Below are 20,113 nucleotides of genomic sequence, written 5' to 3' on the forward strand. Positions count from 1 at the left end.
GGTTCGACGTTTCGAGAGGGTGCACTCGGGGGTGGGGTGCGCGGGTTCGACATGTCGAGAGCGCGCATCAGGGGGTGGGGTGCTCGCTTTCGACATTTCGGGAAGGCGCATCGGGGGGTGGGGTGCAGGGGTTCGAGATGTTCGAGCGGTGCATCCGGGGGCCTGATGCGCGAATCGACACCGGGTAGACGCGTTTGGGGGTGCTGATTGGCGTGTGTGCGGGGTGGGGTGATGAATTTTCTTTACAGGGAGGAAGTTCTGGGCGAGAGTGGGTGTGGGCGGTAGGGAGCCGTCCGAGTTGGTCTGTGAAAAGCTGGAAAGGCTAACCGCGTCCGGGGCACAAAACCCGGGGGGGTTGGCGCTTGGGGTCAACCCTGCGAAGTTGCAGGGGAAAGGCACGAAAGGCCACCTGTTGCGGGGTGGTGATCGGACTTGTTGAGCTCGCTGTTGGGGCGAGGTTAGCGATTCCAGATTTGGGGAGCTTACAAACAAGGCCGTTGCGAGGGGTCCCGAGGGGGGTCTCCCGCAACGGGTCCGCCCGCGTAAAGGGCATTGAAACCACCATCCACATCGGTTGTAGCAATGCCAGTGATTGTTACAACCCGCAACGGGTCCGCCCGCGTAAAGGGCATTGAAACTCACAGGATCCTGGGCAGGTTTCTGCGCAGGAGCTGCCCTCCCCGCAACGGGTCCGCCCGCGTAAAGGGCATTGAAACAGAATTTGCGACATCGCCTGTCGCAATATGACTTGTCCCCGCAACGGGTCCGCCCGCGTAAAGGGCATTGAAACGATTCTGGGCCATTGCTGGCCTCCTTTCTTTTCTTTTCCCCGCAACGGGTCCGCCCGCGTAAAGGGCATTGAAACAGGTTGTGGGTTAGCCGCCGCAGGTGGCGGTGTCTCGAGCCCGCAACGGGTCCGCCCGCGTAAAGGGCATTGAAACAGTTAAGTGTTCTTCTCCCTGTTCCCTCAGAGTGGGTGCTTCCCCGCAACGGGTCCGCCCGCGTAAAGGGCATTGAAACGTCAAAGGGCCGTTTCGGTAATACGGTTTGAGGAGGAGCCCGCAACGGGTCCGCCCGCGTAAAGGGCATTGAAACAGGAGCGGAAGGCTCTTCCTCGGCTTGCTCTTCCTTACGTCCCGCAACGGGTCCGCCCGCGTAAAGGGCATTGAAACAGTATTACCTGATCACCCTGGTAGGTGATGATGGCATCCCGCAACGGGTCCGCCCGCGTAAAGGGCATTGAAACCAAAATCGACGGCTTCTTTGGCATAACCGTATGCTCGTTCCCCGCAACGGGGTCGCCCGCGACAATCACCCCGCAACCCCGCGCGGGCGTGCATTGAGGACGGGGGAGCCTAGTTGTGAGGCGCTCTTCCCCTCCTGAACGATTTCCACGCCTCGCTCGCATTCATCCAGGGCATAACCGGCCCGTTCGTTGCTTGGTTCTCGCGTGAGGTCGCGCCCGACGCGACGACCAATGCATCGAAGGGAGGGGTTTCATGAAATGGATGGCATTCATTGCAACACTGTTGCTGCTCGCCGCGCCAGCTTTTGCGCGTCCCACCGTGAATACGACATGGCGGTACGAACGCGGGAGCGACGGGCAGGTCATCGACGGGCGCCGAAGCGTCCCACTTCCGATTGTCGTGGGTAACGAACGGTTTTCGACGGACCCCGGTATCGATAAAACGATATTGCTGGCACAAATGGCGAACGGAGTCCGTGATCGTCTTGCACAGTACGAGGCGGCGTGTCCGTGGCCGATTCGCGAAAACCGCACGACGACATGCTCATCGACGACGCGAAGGCGTATTGCGCTCGCATTGCGGCAGGACATCAACCGATGGAATCAACGAGCTCTCGCGAATGCGTGGATTCGATCGGATACGAAGGTGCTCGATACGCTCGATTTGCTCCGCACCTTGGCGGCGAATATCGAGGCTACTCCGAGGCTCGAGCCTGCACCGCGACTTCGCGCATTCGCGGCAGCCCCTGGACTGGGTGCATTCCACGCTGGCGGCAGCCTTGGCGTCACCGGCGGAGGCGCCCAGGATTTTGGATTCTTCCGCAAACTCGTGCTCGATGGCCGCGTTCCAGATAAAGACGTGCTGACCGTCGAAGGCTTTTTGCGAGAATTCCAATTGCCGCTCCACTTGGCGCCTGCTTGTGCGCGGCTCGTCTGCGTACATCCGGCAGCGGCATTCGATCCGCAACAAAATCGCTTGTACGTGCAAATCGGAATGAACTCGGCCGTGACCGAAGCGACGTTCACGCGCAAACCGCTCAACCTCTCCATCGTGCTCGATGTCAGCGGCTCGATGAGCGCCACGGACGAGACGGAGAAAGCGCGCCTCGAATGGGCAAAAGACGCGCTCGAACAAACCGTACGTCAGCTCGATGCGCGCGATATCTTGTCGATCGTCATCTTCGACACGAACAGCGAGATTCTACGGCGGCCGGCGCGCGTGAACGATCCCGAGCGAATCATTGCAAAGGTCCGGCGGCTTTCGACGCGGAATACGACGAACCTCGAGGCGGGTTTGCGCGACGGCTACATGCTCGCCAGTGAAAACGTCGATAGGCTTTCGGGCTACGAGCATCGCGTCCTGTTGATAACGGACGCAGGCTTGAATACGGGCGTGGTCGACGAATCCGATATTCTGCGGCTCGTGACGGACAATGCCAGCCGGGGCATTGGTCTCACGGCGCTCGGGCTAGGGGAGAACTTCAAGCAGGAGTTCATTCATGGCATTACCAACAGCCGAGGCGGAAACTATGTTTTCGTGCACTCTGGCAAGGACATGCTGCGGTACTTCGATGCATTCAAGTACCTCGTGACGCCGATTGCCTACAACTTCCGCGTTCGGCTCGGGCTGTCGGATATCCAAGCGAAACTCGTGGCCGTCAATGGTGTACCAACGGAGTCCGGAACGCAGCCGGTGCGGCCCGTGATTGACCTACCGACGCTCTTTTTCTCGGAGACAGGAGGTGCCATGTTGCTCGAATACGAGCTTCCACGCGGCGAATGATTCGCACGCTCACCGCACGTGCACGGTCCTCGTGCCATTGTCGACGAGTGGCCTCGGCACATCCGAAAACGTATTGTCGGAAATCACCGTCGAATGAACGAGCGGCAGTCGTATGTGGACTCCAACCTCGCGAACCGGATCGTCCCCGCACATGAACGAGCCCGAGCATGAATTGGCCGATTGAATGGTCGGCGCCGCGGGAGCGAGCAAGTTGCTGATCTCGTTCTGGTAAATCAATGTATTCACGTACATACGCGAGCCTTCCGGCTCCCACCAGGTATCGGCGAAGACGACGGCGCCGCCGCGAATACCGTCCGCGTGTGAAATGCTGTTTTTCGCGACGGAGACGCCATAACCGAGGACGACGGGGCTGGGGGGCATGTTATCCGGCGGCCCGCTGGCGGCGCCGTGCCATAACGATACGCCGGCCCAACTGCATGTGGAGGCATAATCGGCTTCGCCGGACAAGGTGTTGGATCGGACGTCGACGAAATACGCGAACCTTTGCGTTGCCGTGAAATGGGGCGCGTGCTCGATGCTGTATGCGGGCGTGATCAAGATGCCGGAGGCGTCGTATTGGATGTTCCCCTCCGCTGTCGAATCGGCCGTCATTCCGCCGAAATTGATGACGCCGCATTGTTTCAAGCCATTTTGATTGTTGCACGATCCCGCGCCGCTTTGTGCGCCCGAGCAGCCTCGCATATCGACGATGTTGTCCACCGTGTAGACCTGCCAAAACTCGCGCGCGACGGTCATCGTGCTCCGCCCGGGCTCTGGAATCACGTCCCACGCAGGCGAAACGGTGAACGTGACGTCTTGGGAAACGGAATCGACCTCGTAGGATACGATCTTACGTGCTTGACCGAGGCCGACGCCATTGGCGATTTGGATCCAGTGTTCGTTGTAATAGTCCGACGGTACGGGCCGGCCATGTTGAAGTCTTTGCAGCGGATGGCCATCGGCGGCCGACACCTTGACGGTCGTGGATGTGGCGTGGGCGATTGTTTTGCCGCGTCGAAGCCGAATGTATTCGCATTGTTGTCGTAGGCAATCGCTTCGCCGTCGCCCGCCTTGTCGCCCGTGCACGAGGCCATGTTTTGGGAGACCAACACCATTTCGTGATTGTTGTTCATGTGCCAGAAAAAAGCCGCGCGCCAGCCCGGGAGCGAGCCATCCAGAAAGTCCTGCGCGTGACCATCGGCCATGTTGTGACTGAAATCCAATCGGCGGGCGGCTCCGAGGTGCGTTGCAATGGCGCCCTGGTAAATGCAGCTATCGATGTAACCGCCGGGTTTGAAGACGTTGTGCGACACGATCGAGTCTTCCACTTGAAACTTGAAATCGGTGATGTAGCGGTTTCCGCCGAGCAATATCGCGTCGTGATACGCCCCAAATTCGTTGTGCGTGATGTGCACGTGCCGCAGGGGAAACCCACCGTCGCCAATGGCCATGAATGGTCGCGCGAATACGTTCTCCGTGAATGTCACGTCATCGACCGAGGTTGGACCCGGATCCGGCGACCAGGGAAATTTGCCGAGCAAAAAGAACGGGGCTGTCCAATCGGTGGATTGATATTGCCGTGAATCCTCGAATCGGATGCGCCGAATCAGGTTTTTCCCTTGGACAGTAAAAACAGCTCGATACGCGAGCGCCCCGCCATCTACATTCCAGTCCGAACCTTTCAATACCGTTGTCGCCGATGCGCTCGAGCCGATCAAACTCACGCCTCGAGGTAAAACAATGCCAAAAGTGGGATCGACGCCCGGAATCGTCGAGTCGAGCAATTCCCAGGTGCCCGGTCCAAGCGCCACGATGCCTCCGCCAGAAGCTTCCGCTGCGTCTTTGGCTCTGAGAATGCAGGATGTGTCGTCGAGACCGTCGCTAGGCATGCAGCCATACGAGGAAACTTGAAAAATAGGGGGAGTTATTGGATCGGGCAGGACGGTAAATGTTTGTCCTGGTACGGTCACCCAACTCGCGGAGTCTCGCCGAACATCGACTTGGTACACGCCCGGCTGGAGGTTGTTCGGGAGATTGACGCGGGCGACATAATGTTCGATGGCCGTATTCGGATTGCCGTCGTTCATGGCCGTGAGCGTGTACGTCTTGGGGCCGCGCAGGCGCACCTTCGTCGTCATGCACGGCTGAGGTTCGAGGTTGCGACCGACGACTTTGAGCTGTCGAAACAAACCCTGTGGCGCGACTTTTCGGTACATCACGTCGGGCGTGAACCAAAGGGGTCTCGCGTCGTTGATTTTGATGCCCGCGCTCCATTCTCGAGCGTCATTCACGACCCATAAGGCATACGACGCGCCGCTTTCCATGGCTTCCGGCAGGCGGACCGTGAGCGAGTCGGGCACATTTTCGAGCGATACGATGGGAGCGACGCCCAAATTCGCATTGGAAAACTGCGGTATTGCGGGCGGATGAACCAATGGCAGCGTGGTGTCCCCAATGCGCCGGTATACGACCGTATCTCCCGCCGAAAAGCCGCTACCGGCCATCATGAGGAGGTCCCCGGGCTCGCCGCGAACGGGGCTTTGCCGGAATGGATTTGCGTAAAGCTGCGCAGGCGCAGCGGTCGCCTCCGGAAGGAAAGCGCACCACGCCGCCGCGGCCGCGAGCAAGACCAGCCCGGTCCTCGCCATCCGTGCCCCCAAAATCCCCATTGTCAAGCACTCACGCTATTCAGGCGATAGCATGCAACCTTGTGCCGTAAGACGCAACACTTGTTTGTGGATGGGATATGCCCTGGACTGCGCGAGGACGTGATCTGTGTTATGGGGGAGGCGATTGCTTCAATGCGCTCTGGACAATCGGCTTCGCCTCGGGGCCGTGGCATCGATCTCGAGGCGCTGTGTATACGAGGCGGGGATTTCTTCGGCTGCCAGCGCTTCATCCACGCACGCCTGTCGTACGTGATGGTCGCATGCAGTTTCAGCGCGCTGCGCTTCTCGCAATGCTTTGATTTGCCGCAAGATTTCGCGATCGGGGCCCGAATTCCGTATTCGATCCGCGCCGAGCAGCGCCATGCCCACGATGAATACCATTGCGATTGCGCTGTGCAGCTTGTTCATGACGTCACGTCCTCGATGCGGTCGATTGTTCTTCCAGAGGGAGGTCATTGCAGCACGCGTGCCATTCGAGCTCTCCGCGGAATTGGCCGATACTGCGCGGAGAGGCAGACGCACCATGGAGGTTCGAGCCTCCAGCCTGGGGGCACGCGCCTCCATGCATGCGCGGATTGTTGGGTTCTTGGCTGACACGCTCGTGCATCTCTGATAGGCTGCCGCAATGCTTTACGACACTGCTGCTTCCTTACGATTCCACATACCCCTTGCGTCTGCCATTGCCGCAGTTTGCTCGGCTTGTGGCCCGCAGGTTTCCATCACGCACACGGGCGAGGCTGGTGCGGGCGGGGCTTCCGCGTCGAGCTCTTCTTCCAGCGCCAGCTCGGGTGGTGCTGGAGGCGATACCAACTGCGTGTTCAATGACCTATCCACGTGGGAGATCGAAACGTATCGCGACGATGGCGACCATCCACGTGCGGTTGCAGCAACCGGCGGCTCGGCGTGGGTGGCATTGGCCGTCAACAAGGGAAATCTCGTCCTCGAAAAACTCGGTATCGATGACGCGGGTATTGCGGTTCTCGACAAGTTCGAGGTTCCGAATAGCCCCGTGTATCCGATCGCTTTCGACGCGAATGATGCTCGATTCGCGCTGCTCACGACGACCGGCATCAATTGGAATGGGACGCTCGAGCTTTGGTCGATTGACCGTCAAAGTGGCACGGTTTTGCGCAAGCCCGTGGGGGGTCCGGACGATCCCGATTACACGATTCGCGCGGCGCTCGGCCTGATTGGGGACGATATCGCGCTTGCTTACGCACGCCCGGCGAACAACGAAGGCATGATCGAAATACGCAATGGCAATCTGGAAGTGCTGACCAGTCAGCCGGTCGACACCGCGCAATTCCAAGGCGTTTGGCGGAGCCCGCTTGCATTCGACATTTACCTTGGCAAGAAGGCGCGCGCGCACATCGAATCCGGGACGATCGTGATCGAGCCGGTGGCTGCCGACTGGGAGGTCATCGGCGGGCTCGAGGATACCTTGGTTGAAATGGGCAATCAGATGCGGATGATTCGTGGGGACGAGGCGTGGTTTGGGCCGTGGCCGCATTCGCAGATATCGCTGCCGGCCGTCGTGCGAAAGCATGGAGACACGGCTGTGTTTTCGCTCAATACGGAGCTGACCGGCGTCGTGGGTCATCCGCACGATGGGGCGCTCGATTGGATGCGCATTGAAAGCCTGCCGGGAGCTTCGGGGATAGGCGTTGCGCTGATGCCGCTCGTGGAAGAAAGGCGCATCGGGATTTTTTATTTGGGTCTCGAAATTCCGCAGCCCGAGCAGCCGTTGCGGTATTTCGGGCGAATTTGTCGCTAGGCGACACAACCGGCCGGAGAGGTCCAGCGGTTCATGGCCCGTCAGCCTGCCGACGGCTTACCGAGCACCTCGTCGAGCGTCTGGGCGGTGAGCACACGCAGGGACATGGCATCGAGCTCGTCAAGAGTTTACGTGACGTGGGTGACTTCAAGGGCAAAGGACGTGCTCGTGACGTACGGCGCGTCACGAGGTCAGCGCACTCGGCGTCCGAGTAACCCAAGCTCGTCACGAGATCAGCGCACTCGGCGCCCCGCCGGCAAACCGCAACGCTCGTCACGGATCAGCGCACCCGGCGCCAGCCGAGTCAACCGCATTCGCCACGAGGTCAGCGCACTCGGCGCCCGAGTAACCCAAGCTCGTCACGAGGTCAGCGCACTCGGCGCCCGAGTAACCCAAGCTCGTCACGAGGTCAGCGCACTCGGCGCCCGAGTAACCCAAGCTCGTCACGAGATCAGTGCACTCGACGTGGCAATTGATGTGCGTGCGTTGTGCGGAGAGGTTCGTCGGCGTTGCGAGGTTTCGATGATCATGGTGATCGGCGGGCATCCTTGGATGCCCGCTCGATACCTAGGCAACGGATCGCTCAGTATTTGCCCGGCCATCCCCACCCGTAAGGGTTGACGGCACCGCGCCCGAACCGGCCGTATCGTCCTGCGTACCCGCCCCAAACGTCACCCTTTCCCGGGAGGATGCCGCCCTGCTGCGGGAAGACGTCGCCCTTACCCGGGAGGATGCCGCCCTGCTGCGGGAGAACGTCGCCCTTACCCGGGAGGATGCCGCCCTGCTGCGGGAAGACGTCGCCCTTACCCGGGAGGATGCCGCCCTGCTGCGGGAGAACGTCGCCCTTACCCGGGAGGATGCCGCCCTGCTGCGGGAAGACGTCACCCTTTCCCGGGAGGATGCCACCTTGTTGCGGGAGAACGTCACCCTTTCCTGGGAGCAGGCCGCCTTGCTGCGGGAGAACGTCACCCTTTCCCGGGAGGATGCCGCCTTGCTGCGGGAGTACGTCACCCTTTCCCGGGAGGATGCCGCCTTGTTGCGGGAGTACGTCACCCTTTCCTGGGAGCAGGCCGCCTTGCTGCGGGAGTACGTCACCCTTTCCCGGGAGGATGCCGCCTTGTTGCGGGAGAACGTCGCCCTTGCCCGGGAGGATGCCGCCCTGCTGCGGGAAGACGTCGCCCTTACCCGGGAGGAGGCCGCCTTGTTGCGGGAAGACGTCGCCCTTTCCTGGGAGCAGGCCGCCTTGTTGCGGGAAGACGTCGCCCTTTCCTGGGAGGAGGCCGCCTTGTTGCGGGAAGACGTCGCCCTTGCCCGGGAGGATGCCGCCCTGCTGCGGGAAGACGTCGCCCTTGCCCGGGAGCAGGCCGCCTTGTTGCGGGAAGACGTCCGGTGATTGGATGATCCCATCATCGATCCCCAAGCTCTCGATAATGTCGTAGGGCGTCATCTGCACGAGGCACGCATCCATTTGGAACAGCCTGGAGTTTACTGCGCGCGCGATTGCGTCCATCTGGCCTCGGCCTCGAATCATGAGTTGACCGCTATTGAGGCACACCAGTCGAACCCCGGAAGCATATGCCCCATCGATCGGCATTTCGCCGCGCACGAAGTGCGTCGCGGTCGGTAGCTCCGCGAGAGCCAAAGCGCATGGATCCACAGCCGGATCCATGGTCATCCTGATTGTCGCGTCATAACCCGAAGCCCAGTCGGCGACGCTGCAATACATGACGACGCCATATCCAGCGCCAATTCCGCCCTGAAGACCGATATCACCTTGAAGGCCGATATCACCCTGAAGGCCGATATCACCTTGAAGACCGATATCACCTTGAAGACCGATATCACCCTGGAGATCGATATCGTCGAGGTAGCCACCGCCGAGGTAACCATCGTCGAGGTATCCACCACCGAGGTATCCACCGCCGAGGTAGCCGTAATCGTAGCTGGCGTAGGGGCTCGAGGAGATTCGAATGAAGACGTTTCTCCCACGCCCGTACAGCCGCCAGCTATCGACGCCGACTCCAACCATCCCCGGACCTGCAACACCGTAATCGAGGATCCCCGCACCCGGTGCTCCAATCATATCCTGACCAACGTCGAGGATTTGCGCATCTTGGCCGACGTCGAGGATCTGCGCATCTTGGCCGACGTCGAGGATCGGCGATTTCGGGCTGTCGATGCCGAGGAACTGCGATTGCTCACCGCCAAGACCGAAAAATTGCTGATCGTCGACCCCGGCCAGCGCGTCTTTGGCAGCGGTAAATGTGGGGAGTGACATGCCGCTCATCAACAAGGTCGATATTACCAATCGTTTCATGGATTTCTCCCTTCGCGCATGGTTCGCTTGCGCGTATTGCTCGTTCCGCGACGAGTACGATTGATTGCTTAACGAACTCGCGTATGACGTCAACGAGACTCGACGCCCGAGTCGCATGATTTCGCCGTCTGCGTCGCTTGATTCATGCTCGCGCACATGTCTCCACGCCCCAGACAGATGGAATATGCCTCAATCGCTCGGTGCTTGAAACGTCGTGCGAATACTCGAGTTTGACCGTAACGCTCGGGCCGAGGTTTTGTCAGCGTCGAATGCGCGCGCCTTGTCCCGTCGCAAGCGCAAAGAGCGCGGCGCTGTCCGTTCCGGAGATAGCGGCGAGAATCGCGAGCTCCAAAGCGCCCGTCCATGCGGGCGTAGGGCCCGAATCCGCGACGAGCCCAGCTTGCATGCCCATGTAATAGGTCGTCGTGAATTCGATGGGTTCGGACATGGCCAAGGTGCGCGCGTCTGGACCAAGTCCTAGCCAATATTTTTGCCTTCGTATCTGATGCCCTTGGCGCAAGGGAATCGATACCGCGGCCACGGGCCCTCCATACGGCATGAGCCGAAAGGCTTTGCCAGGCATCGCGTCATTCAATGCAATGGGACCGCCAAATAGCGCGGACCCATCGAACGTGAGCGCCACGGTCCCTCGGTTGGTCCCGGAAATACCGGCACCCGTCGTCATGGCGAGCCAATCGACGCTCGCCGGATGGAAACGACCCCACGTGCGAAACGCGTACATCCAATCCGGTAGATTGCGCTTGTTGCGGCTTTCAGCAGTGCCATCCGGATTGTACCCACCACCCAGCCGCCGCCCATCGTCGCCCATTCATTGATCTGCCGCTCGAAGCGCACTTCGCCGCCGATGCCGCTATTCGACAGGACGCCGGTGCCAAGGCCCACGACGAGCAGAATGCGCATGTCGCCGGGTGCATTGGGCACCGTGCCCGCGAGCTGCGGCAAAAGCGGCGGGGGCGAGATGACCGCACAGCCGAGGGAAAAAGCCGCAACGATACAGGAAGAGCCAAGCGACAGGAGGGCGCGACCGAGGGGCATGGTGCGAGGTTATCATGGCTTGGCGTGAAGCGGAGGGGGATCATGGCGCAAGCGATCTCGTCTGGGTACACGAGGTCCGAAAACCGCCAGACGGCGAACGCGTTTGCGGTATGTTTGCCCCATGGAACTCGACCACGCGGCTTGTTACCGCGCGCTGACGGCCCGCGATCATCGCTTCGATGGGCGGTTTTTCACGGCCGTGAGCTCGACGGGCGTCTACTGCCGCCCCGTTTGCCCAGCTCGCACGCCGAAACCTGAAAATTGCACGTTTTTTCCTTCGGCCGCGGCGGCGCAAGAAGCCGGCTATCGGCCGTGTTTGCGCTGCCGGCCCGAAACGTCGCCAGACCTTGGCGCGTGGCGTGGTACTTCGGCCACGGTGTCGCGCGCGCTGGGCCTCATCGAAACGGGGGCGCTCGATGAAGCGGACGTCGCCGGGATTGCCGATAGGCTCGGCATCGGCGAGCGCCAACTGCGGCGATTGTTTCGGCGACACCTTGGCGCATCGCCCGTGGCGGTGGCGCAAACGCGGCGCGTTTTGCTTGCAAAACAGCTCATCCATGAAACGCGATTGCCCATGACCGACGTGGCGCTCGCTTCGGGGTTTGGGAGCGTGCGCCGATTCAACGAGACGTTTCAGCAGCTTTATGGTTGCCCTCCGAGCGAATTGCGACGCGGGCGCACGACGGACGGCAATGCCGAGGCGATCACGTTGTTTTTGCGTTATCAACCGCCCTACGATTGGGCAGCGATCATCGATTTTTTGTCGGCACGCGCCATTCCAGGGGTGGAAACGATTGACGACGGCGCGTACGCTCGCACGATATCGCTCGATGGCGCGACGGGGACGATTCGCGTGGCGCACGAGCCGCAGCGTCAGGCGCTGCGATTGGCGATTCGCCCTCCACGTCTCGCGGCATTGCCGGCGATCCTTGCGCGTGTGCGTCGCATGTTCGACCTTGGGGCCGAGCCGCACGTGATTGGGAAGCATCTCGAGGCGGATCCGGTGCTGGCGCCGCTGGTCAGAGCGCGGCCGGGCATGCGCGTTCCCGGAGCGTGGGACGGATTCGAGGTTGCGGTGCGTGCGATATTGGGGCAGCAAATCACGGTGGGTGCGGCGACGCGGCTCGCGGGAAAGCTTTCAATGGCGTATGGCGAGCCGCTGGATGGTGCACGAGGGGCGTTGACGCATGTGTTTCCGTCGCCGGAGCGGCTTGCTGGGGGCGATATTGCGGCGCTTGGGATGCCGCGCAGCCGAGGTGCGGCCATTGAGGGGCTTGCTGCGGCGGCCATTGCAGAGCCGCGGCTTTTTCATGCACGGGCCGATCTGAGCGTGACGATTGCTCGGCTGCGTGGTTTGCCCGGTATTGGCGAATGGACTGCGCAATACATCGCGATGCGGGGTTTGCGTGAAACGGATGCATTTCCGGCAGCGGACGTGGGGCTTTTGCGCGCGCTTGCCGACGCGAACGGGCGGCGGCCTTCGCCGGAGGAGCTGCTTGCGAGGGCGGAGGCGTGGCGTCCATGGCGAGCTTATGCGGCGCTGCATTTGTGGACGGCTACGGGTACGAAGGTGGAGACGACGAGATGAAGATGACGATAACAGAGTTTTCGTCGCCGATTGGGACGATCTTGCTGGTTTCGGATGGCGAAAACCTACGCGCGCTGGATTTTCACGATTACGAGGATCGGTTGCTGCGGCTGCTCGGACGACATTATGGGCACGTGGAGCTCGAGCCGGGGGCGGCACCGGCCGTCGTCGTCAATGCGTTGACGGCGTATTTCGCGGGGGACTTCGCGGCGACGCAGGCGATTGCGGTCGAAACGGGGGGTACGGCGTTTCAGCGGCGGGTTTGGGCTGCGCTGCGGACGATTCCGGTGGGCAAAACGATGACGTACGGCGCGCTCGCGACGGCATTGGGTCAGCCGAGCGCGAGCCGGGCGGTGGGGCTGGCCAATGGTGCGAATCCGGTGGGCATCGTGGTGCCGTGTCACCGCGTGATTGGCGCGAATGGGTCGCTCACGGGGTTTGGCGGAGGGCTACATCGGAAGAAGTGGTTACTGGAGCATGAGGGGGGGGCGAGCGCCACGAGCGCAAGCGTGAGGAGATGGGAAAGGTCACCCGTCGAGGGCCGGCATCATGGCGTCGGAGAGCTCTCGCTACACACGGCTCCCGGTCCCGGGGGGATGGGCGATGCGGGGGAGTCAGGCGGCGCGGGGCCGGGGGGCGGCGGCGTTGGCACACAGTCACGGTTGTGCCCAGGTTTGGTGCCCGGTGGACATGGGGGCGGGCAGAGCTCACTGGCTACGAGGTGGACGAGTCCACACGCTATGCCGCACACGAGTACGCCCGGCCCCGATTCCCATAACACGCCGCAGGCGAGGCAATCAAAAATGCCCGCCGCGCCGATAGTTGCACTGCACCCGTCCTTTCCCGACGGATCTGACCATCGCCACGGATTCTGCCCCGGCCAGCCCCATAACGTCGTCGTCGCGTCGTGGTACTCGAGCCCGTCGATCGAAAGGAATACCCCCGCCTCGGGGCTCCACCAACGCGCGCGGACGTCGTACACGCCGCCCGCAACAGGCTCGTACCAGCGGCCCTTCCACCGAAGCGGCTGATCCATGCTGGGCGCCGGTGTGCCTGCATCCGCCGGGTACGCCTTGCCAAACGCGCTGTACCGGTAGCCACCTTCATCACTGCCACCGGGGCCACGCAAGCGGCGCACATTGCCCGCAAGGTCGACCTCGTAATACAGCGTCGCCGTGACCGTACCCGTTTGCGGATCGAACGTGCGCAGGCCCAGCGGATGGTCGACGCCATCGAAGACGTAGGCCACCTTCACCTGCTGCCCGTTCAGCGTGAGAACCGCGCTGACGTTCTGCGCGCCGTCGTGCACGTACCACTCGATCGCCCCGGTGCTCGTCTTGCGGCGTGAGATCCGCCGCCCGAACGTGTCGTACCCGAACGTCTCGGTATCCGCGGACGTCGTCACCTGCTGCAGCTTGCTCTGGCGGTTGTAGCCGAACGCGGCGTCGCCAAGCATCGTGACGCGGCCAACGGGATCCAGCCCGACCGGGTCTCCGCCCACGGAGGCGGGCACCGCGCTGTCGGCCGTTCCAGCGCCGTTCTTTCGCGGGCGCTGATCGTCGAGGCTCACGCCACCATTCACGCGGAGCGCACCGAGCGCGTTGTACGCGTAGTCCTCGACCTCCGTGACCGTGCCACCGCCGGCCACGTCGATCACGCGTGTGACCTTCGTCAGCCGGTTCAGCGGGTCGACCTCGACGGTCTCGTCGCATTCCGGATCGCTCATCGTGACGGGATTGCCGACCGCGTCGTACGTTGCCTCGTAGCAGCGCGTGGCCGCCGGGGCGGCGTAGACGTAGCAGCGCTGGGTGATGCGGCCGAGCTCGTCGAAGCTTTGCTCGCGGACGTGGCCGTCCGGGTATTCGAGCAGCACGTTTCGCCCGACTTCGTCGTAGCCGAACGTGTACGTGCCTTCGCCGGCGATGGTCATCGTCGCGAGCTGCCCGCGGTCGTCGTAGGTGAACGTCTTGTTCCCCGCGGGGCCTTGCTCCGTTGCAATGAGCCCGTCGGGTCGGTACGTGAACGTCGTCGGCAGCGCCGTATGGTCGATGCCCGGTGGCGAGACGAAGCGCTTCTCTTCCGTGATGCGCCCGGCGGTATCGCGGACCCATTGGTAGTGCATGCCGAGGGGGCTCCAGGCGTCGGCCTGCACCAGCTCGTAATGGTCGCTGTAAAAGTAGTTGGTGTCCTCGAGGAAGTTGCCGAGGTTCGAGGGCGCGACGTCGCGATTGGGGAATTCGCCACGCGCGGCGAGGCTGAACGAGGTTTGCGTGTGTACGTATTCGCCCGTTCCGATGAACGCAAATGGGTCGGATGCAATCGGCACCGACGCGCGGTCCGTCACTTTGGAGACGTTCCCACGCAGCGTGTGCTCGTACGCGTACGAAACCTCCATCGTCGCGTCGCGGTACGCGGTGACCCGAGGAAGGCCAAGCGTCCACTTCTCGGTGATGCTCTTCGCGCGTGACGTGAACGCCGACGCGCCCACCTGGTACTCGCCATCGTCGAGCGGCGAGGTGAGCGTCGCTCCCGGCGGAATTGCGCCGGGACCAGCCACCAGCAAGCCCGTCTCGAGCCAACCGCCCACATGGGGGATGGGGTACGCCTGGCTGCGGACGCGTCCGAGCGCATCGGTCAACGTCTTCGGCCGGCCGAGCTCGTCGTAGGTTGCAGCGTTGACGCGGCCGAGCGCATCGGTCGTGGACGCGAGCTTGCCCTCGGCCGTGTGCGTGTACGACTCGGTGTTGCCTTCGGGATCGGTGACCGCCACGAGCCGCCCCTCGACGCCATAGTCGAACGTCCACTTCTTCCCGGCTGCGAGGTCCGGCGTCCGCATCGACGTCACGCGGCTTCCTTCGGTGCAGCCGCACGGCATCTGCGTGTAGCCGAACGTCGTCACGTTGCCGCGCGCGTCCGTCATCGCCGTGAGCCGGTTGCCGTCGTCGAACGTCGAGCTGGCCGACACCGTCCCGTCGCTCGCCCCAATCGGACGGCCGAGCGGGTCGCGCGTGTACGTGACGACTCTCCCGGTCGTGTCCGACGTCGACACGAGGTTGCCCTGCGCATCGTACGAATACGTCGTCGTGACGTCGTGGCTCGTCCTCGACGCGATCAGCCCATCCGGCCGATACGTCCACGTTTGCTCGATGGTATCGACGCCAAAGCCTGCTTGCTCGGCCTGCCGCACGAGGCGCCCCGCTGCGTCGTATTCGAACGTCATCGGTGGGCGGTTCGGCACCACCAAGTGGGTCAGGCGGTTCGCTTCGTCGTATGCATATTCTTCAATGGTTCCGAATGCTTCCGGCGCATGCACCCGCTTCAAACGACCCATTCCGTCATATACGCGCTCGTATCCCTGCAAGAGGCCATTGATCGCCACATGCGACACCCGCCCAATCGTGTTGCGTCGCTTGAGTTGTGCGAGCGTGAAGGTTTCGTCGAGCACTTCCGGCCGACGTTGCTCCACGACATAGGTCACGCCATCCGCGACGTACGTCTTCTTCGATGCGCGGCCGAATCCATCGATGGCGAACGTGTGCACGACGCCGCGTTCATCCGTGTACACGCCCGAATGCATGTTCGTCGCGTCGGGATCGGTCGCGAGCGCCGGCACGAGGAACATCTCGGCGCCGCCGGGACGCACGACGTGATCGAGCGTGCCGCTGGCCGTATAGCCGTATTGCGTGACGTCACCGCGGGCGTTCCGCTTCTCCGTCATCTTGTGGCCCGCGTACGTGAAGCCCCGAGTCTCCCCCGTTGGCTCCGTCATTTGCACGAGGTCACCTTCGGCGTCGGTGTCGAACGTCGTCGTCCGACCCGCCGGATCGGTCATCGTCTTCAGCTTGCCGTCAGGCCCGTACGTCAGCGTTAGCGCTTCACCCGATGGATCCACGATACGCGACACCCGCGACGAGTCCGGCTCGTACTCCACCGTGTGGATCGGCTTCCCGCTGCGCAGCCGCCGCTCGAGGACGCGGCCTTTCTCGTCGAACGACGTGACGACCTCCGACCGCTGGTCGACGAGCTCGGCCTCGCCATTGGGCGAATACGCAATCGAGCGCAGCGGCTCTTCCTCGCTGGCAAACTCGGTCACGCTGTAGCGCCGGAACACACCGAAGTTCATGCTGACGAGCGCGGTGCGGCTTTCTGCCAAGTGCGCCGACATCTCGTCGAAGAACAGCCGGTCGATCTCGCCACCTTGCGGCCCGCTCGCCACCATCCAGCGCGCCAGCCCTTCGAGCGGCCTCGCCGGATCGGGCGTCCAGACCGCGGCGCCGAAGCCGTTGACGATCCAAACGGCACCGTCGGGCGCAACGGAAAGCGCCAGTGGATCGGCCAGCGGGAAAGCTTTGCCCGGCGCAACGTCGGTCACGGCCGGAATGAACGCGCCAAAGCCGTCACCCACGACGCGCCAAACAGAGCTCGCCTGGCTGATTTCCGTTTGGTCGTCGGGAAGCAGCTTGTAAACCGATGCAAGCTGCTGATCGATGACGAACAGCCCGCCATCGGGTCCCATCGACATTCCACCCAGGCGCCCGAATCGCACTGCACCGAGCAGCGCGTCGTGATCGATGCCTCGTTCGCCGCCCGCCGTCGGCGTGAGCTGTTCGGCTGTTGCCGCGTCACTCAGGCGGAACCGAACCAGCGGCCCGCCGAGGCCATCGTGGTAATAGGCCAGGTCGCCCATCGCTGCGACCTGCGGCACCGTCACCATCGTATCGAGCTGCGGGTTCGTGCGCGTTTGCAGCGTGCGCGTCGTCCCGCCCTCGGCGATGTCGAGGAGCTGCGTCGACGTTGCGACCACGAAATGGCGGATGCCGCCGACGTACGTGATCGCCATGCTTCGAGGTGCCCAACCGGGCGGCAAGCCGGAAGCGACGACAGTGATCACCGCATCGCCTCCGCCCGCGGGTTCCTCGATGCGCACGATGCTGGCGCCATTCTGGGCCATCATTTCTGCAGCGAAGAGCTCTCCCGTCGTGCCATCTTTCGCCATGGGGCTCACGGGCAATTGCAGCGTCGGCGTGGGAATGTGCTCGGCGATGGCGCGCGGGCGGAACGTCTCCTGACTTCCGTCGCCTTTGACGAGCACGGCTTGCGAGCCGACCGGGTCGCGATAGAGCCGCTCGATTTCGCGGATGCCCCACCCGGCGCCGTAGGGTGATGCCATGCGGTGGTTCACGAACGTGTAGCGCTCGACGACGATGGGCCCTGTGCGAAGGCTCGGGTCCGTCGTCGCGGACGCTGCACAATCCGGTCGTCCGCCGAAGGTGCCGCCCGATCCGAACGCCACCGGCTGACCGTCGTCGATTTCCACGCGACTCTTCAGGAACGACGGCCCCACGACCTGGTTTGCCTCGTTGAGCGGCACCGATACGAGCGCTGCGCCGGTCGCCGTCGTGCGTCCCGCGGGCGTCGACTTTTTCAGCGCGGCCGTGCCAGGAGGTGTCACCGACACGCTTGCTTGGCGCGCCGTCGGTCGCTTCGTCCCGATGGTGCAATTGCCGCCGAACGCAGCGCCGGATCCGCACACGGCGGTCGATCCTGCCGCGTTCACGCACACGTTTTCGGCGACCACCGGACGCGTGGACCGCTTCAGCGTCGATGTCGACGTCGATGCGCGCGCATTCGCAGGCACTTGCCCGGCCAGCTCCGTCGACCCCGCCAGAAATGCGTCGTACGCGAGCGTCAACGAATGCATTTGCCCATGCCGCATGTATCCAGGAAGGGTAAACGTTTGTCGCAGCGTACCATTGGCCAAGCCTGCCGAGCTTCCGACGCATTCGTCGTCGGTATTCGACGGGTCGTTTCCACTACCGAGGACGGTTTTGTTATCGGAGCTCGGCGACGAGCCATTGATGTCGTAAATGGAAAAGTGCGTCACCTCCACGGCGAAGTGCGTCCCGTCCCAAGTCGCCGTGCCTGCGTGCAGCCAGCGGCCGCGTGACTTGTCCACGTATCCTACGGGGATTGCTGCGGTCGTTGGCACGTTCCGGTCATTCTTGACGCGAATGGTCGCTGGAACGGCGAATTGCGTCCCATCCGGTTCCGCCTCGAATGCGTACGTCGTGATGGTCCCCGTGGGCAGCGGAAACGGCAGCTCTTCGCGCTCGGTAAACGGCGTTATGCGGATGGGCGTCGGCGCGGCCAGCGCTCCTGCCGGAATGACGATTTCCATCAAGTCGCGCGAATCTTTTGCGACGCCGCCCTCGGGGCCGATGACCGTCACTTGCGGATCGTGCGCCACGACGACGATGTCACCTAAGTCCGAGGCATCCGTGGGCATGAGGTACGCCTCGCGGAAAACGTCGAGGAATCCTGGAGATTGGATGCGCACGAGCACGTGGTGCGGAGCCGATCCTACGGGTGCGGACGTCGGAAACTGCGTGAGCCTTGCGCGGAACGAGCCATCCGCGCCGATCGACGTGGACACGTCGCTGCGAATGGAGGGCACGTCGACGTTATCGAAGATGCTGACGGTGTATCCGGTCGCTGCGACGCCCGTATTCGTCACGACGCGTCCGAAGAGCGATGCACGTGTTTCGAACACGGTATCTTCGGAGTTTGCGGGTGCAGTGCAGCCATCGATGGGCGTGTGCACAGCGCCGATGAGCGGGTCGCACGAATCGGCGGTGCAATCGTCGCCGTCGTCGACGACGAGCGCCACACCTGACTCGCATTCGCCAATGTCGTTGCACATTTCGACGCCGTTGCACATGTCGCCGTCCGAGCAGCTCGAGCCCGCGGCTGCTGGCTCATGGGAGGGGCCCTCGATGGGGTCACACGCATCCACCGTGCACGGATTACCGTCGTCGACATCCACCGCGGTGCCCGCTGTGCACGCCCCCTCCTGACACGTATCCGATTGCGTGCACGCATTGCCGTCACTGCACGCGGCCCCGTTGGCTTTTGCTGGATTGCTGCACGTGCCCGTCGCCGGATCGCACGAGCCCGCGTCGTGGCATTGATCCTGCGCTGCGCAAAACACCGACCCGCACCGATTCAGGAACCACCTGATCGGGAGCGTGAAGCCATTCACGAGCGGGATCATTTCGTTCGTATCGACGTTCTTCAATTGTCGAAGCGTCGTTACGGGCTGGACATCGATGGTCCCAGCAACATATCCGCCCAGAAGAACATCAATTCGATAAATCTTTGCCGCTGATAAGGCGAATTGCCAGGTGTGCCAATATACATAATAGTTTTTCAGTATGGGGTTCACGCGAACGACCTCATATCCAGGACCGCTCGTCTTCGTGTACGTGGCGATGACCGTGGCCCCCGTGCAATCCGCCGTGCACACACCACTCGCGCTGCACGTCCGCGCGCATTCGGAGATCCTGACCGTCGGTGACTGCGTTGCATCGAAGCTGCCTTCCAGCGTAGGGTTTGGCACGAGGGGCCAAAGCCAGAAGAAACCGTCGTGGCCCCCGCGCGGCTGATCCGAAATTACGCGCTGGCTGGCTTGTGCCGTGTGTTCCTCAACGTGCCTGTCCTTGCTGCAGCCTACGAGGCCCACGGCGATGACCATCACCGCAATGATCCGCAAATAGACAAGACAACGCAATTCCATAAGAGCGCTGCATTCACGCAGCGCGCGACCAACCAAATTCGTCTTCACTGGGCATTCTCCCGCAGTGGCGCGAAGCTGTCACCGGACGTAAGTAGCCAAAAGCTCGC

At 62.5% G+C, this 20,113-nt stretch carries 11 protein-coding genes, 1 pseudogene and 1 CRISPR repeat array; of the genes and pseudogenes, 4 read left to right on the top strand and 8 right to left on the bottom strand.

Annotated elements, in window-relative coordinates; all coding sequences use genetic code 11:
• Positions 1-522: 522 nt before the first annotated feature.
• Positions 523-1,323: a CRISPR direct-repeat array (repeat unit 37 nt; unit sequence CCCGCAACGGGTCCGCCCGCGTAAAGGGCATTGAAAC).
• Positions 1,324-1,499: 176 nt separating this feature from the next.
• Complete coding sequence (locus IPM54_25840) at positions 1,500-3,029, top strand: VWA domain-containing protein (GenBank protein MBK9263212.1); 1,530 nt, start codon at positions 1,500-1,502, stop codon at positions 3,027-3,029.
• A 9-nt stretch (positions 3,030-3,038) separates the two neighbouring features.
• Here IPM54_25840 and IPM54_25845 read toward each other — a convergent pair whose 3' ends face one another.
• From IPM54_25845 to IPM54_25855, 3 genes are all read right to left on the bottom strand, one after another.
• Positions 3,039-3,785: a hypothetical protein gene (locus IPM54_25845; protein ID MBK9263213.1), complete on the bottom strand. Its 747-nt coding sequence runs from the start codon at positions 3,783-3,785 to the stop codon at positions 3,039-3,041.
• 23 nt (positions 3,786-3,808) lie between these two features.
• Positions 3,809-5,677 (bottom strand): hypothetical protein, encoded by a 1,869-nt coding sequence (locus IPM54_25850; GenBank protein MBK9263214.1) that lies wholly within the window; start codon positions 5,675-5,677, stop codon positions 3,809-3,811.
• Between the two features lie 150 nt (positions 5,678-5,827).
• Positions 5,828-6,223: a hypothetical protein gene (locus tag IPM54_25855; protein ID MBK9263215.1), complete on the bottom strand. Its 396-nt coding sequence runs from the start codon at positions 6,221-6,223 to the stop codon at positions 5,828-5,830.
• A gap of 100 nt (positions 6,224-6,323) precedes the next feature.
• Between IPM54_25855 and IPM54_25860 the strand changes: the two genes are divergently transcribed.
• Positions 6,324-7,472, top strand: coding sequence for a hypothetical protein (locus tag IPM54_25860; protein ID MBK9263216.1), 1,149 nt, complete (start codon positions 6,324-6,326; stop codon positions 7,470-7,472).
• A gap of 273 nt (positions 7,473-7,745) precedes the next feature.
• Here the strand turns inward: IPM54_25860 and IPM54_25865 are convergent, their stop codons facing one another.
• The 4 genes from IPM54_25865 to IPM54_25880 form a co-directional block, all read right to left on the bottom strand.
• Entirely contained in the window at positions 7,746-8,018 is a 273-nt protein-coding gene (locus tag IPM54_25865; GenBank protein ID MBK9263217.1) for a hypothetical protein, read from the bottom strand.
• Positions 8,019-8,055: 37 nt separating this feature from the next.
• Positions 8,056-9,789, bottom strand: coding sequence for a hypothetical protein (locus tag IPM54_25870; protein ID MBK9263218.1), 1,734 nt, complete (start codon positions 9,787-9,789; stop codon positions 8,056-8,058).
• Positions 9,790-10,048: 259 nt separating this feature from the next.
• A complete protein-coding gene (locus tag IPM54_25875; protein ID MBK9263219.1) occupies positions 10,049-10,474 on the bottom strand; it encodes a hypothetical protein in 426 nt (141 codons plus the stop codon).
• Positions 10,471-10,845, bottom strand: coding sequence for a hypothetical protein (locus IPM54_25880; GenBank protein ID MBK9263220.1), 375 nt, complete (start codon positions 10,843-10,845; stop codon positions 10,471-10,473). Before IPM54_25880 ends, IPM54_25875 begins: the two co-directional genes overlap by 4 nt.
• A 121-nt stretch (positions 10,846-10,966) precedes the next feature.
• Here IPM54_25880 and IPM54_25885 point away from each other — a divergent pair, with 121 nt between their 5' ends.
• Positions 10,967-12,433: a helix-turn-helix domain-containing protein gene (locus IPM54_25885; protein ID MBK9263221.1), complete on the top strand. Its 1,467-nt coding sequence runs from the start codon at positions 10,967-10,969 to the stop codon at positions 12,431-12,433.
• Positions 12,430-12,918 (top strand): annotated as a pseudogene (locus tag IPM54_25890) (methylated-DNA--[protein]-cysteine S-methyltransferase). Before IPM54_25885 ends, IPM54_25890 begins: the two are co-directional and overlap by 4 nt.
• A gap of 62 nt (positions 12,919-12,980) precedes the next feature.
• Here IPM54_25890 and IPM54_25895 read toward each other — a convergent pair.
• Entirely contained in the window at positions 12,981-20,054 is a 7,074-nt protein-coding gene (locus IPM54_25895; protein MBK9263222.1) for a hypothetical protein, read from the bottom strand.
• Between the last annotated feature and the right edge of the window lie 59 nt (positions 20,055-20,113).

This window comes from Polyangiaceae bacterium (assembly GCA_016715885.1).
GTDB lineage: Bacteria > Myxococcota_A > Polyangia > Polyangiales > Polyangiaceae > Polyangium.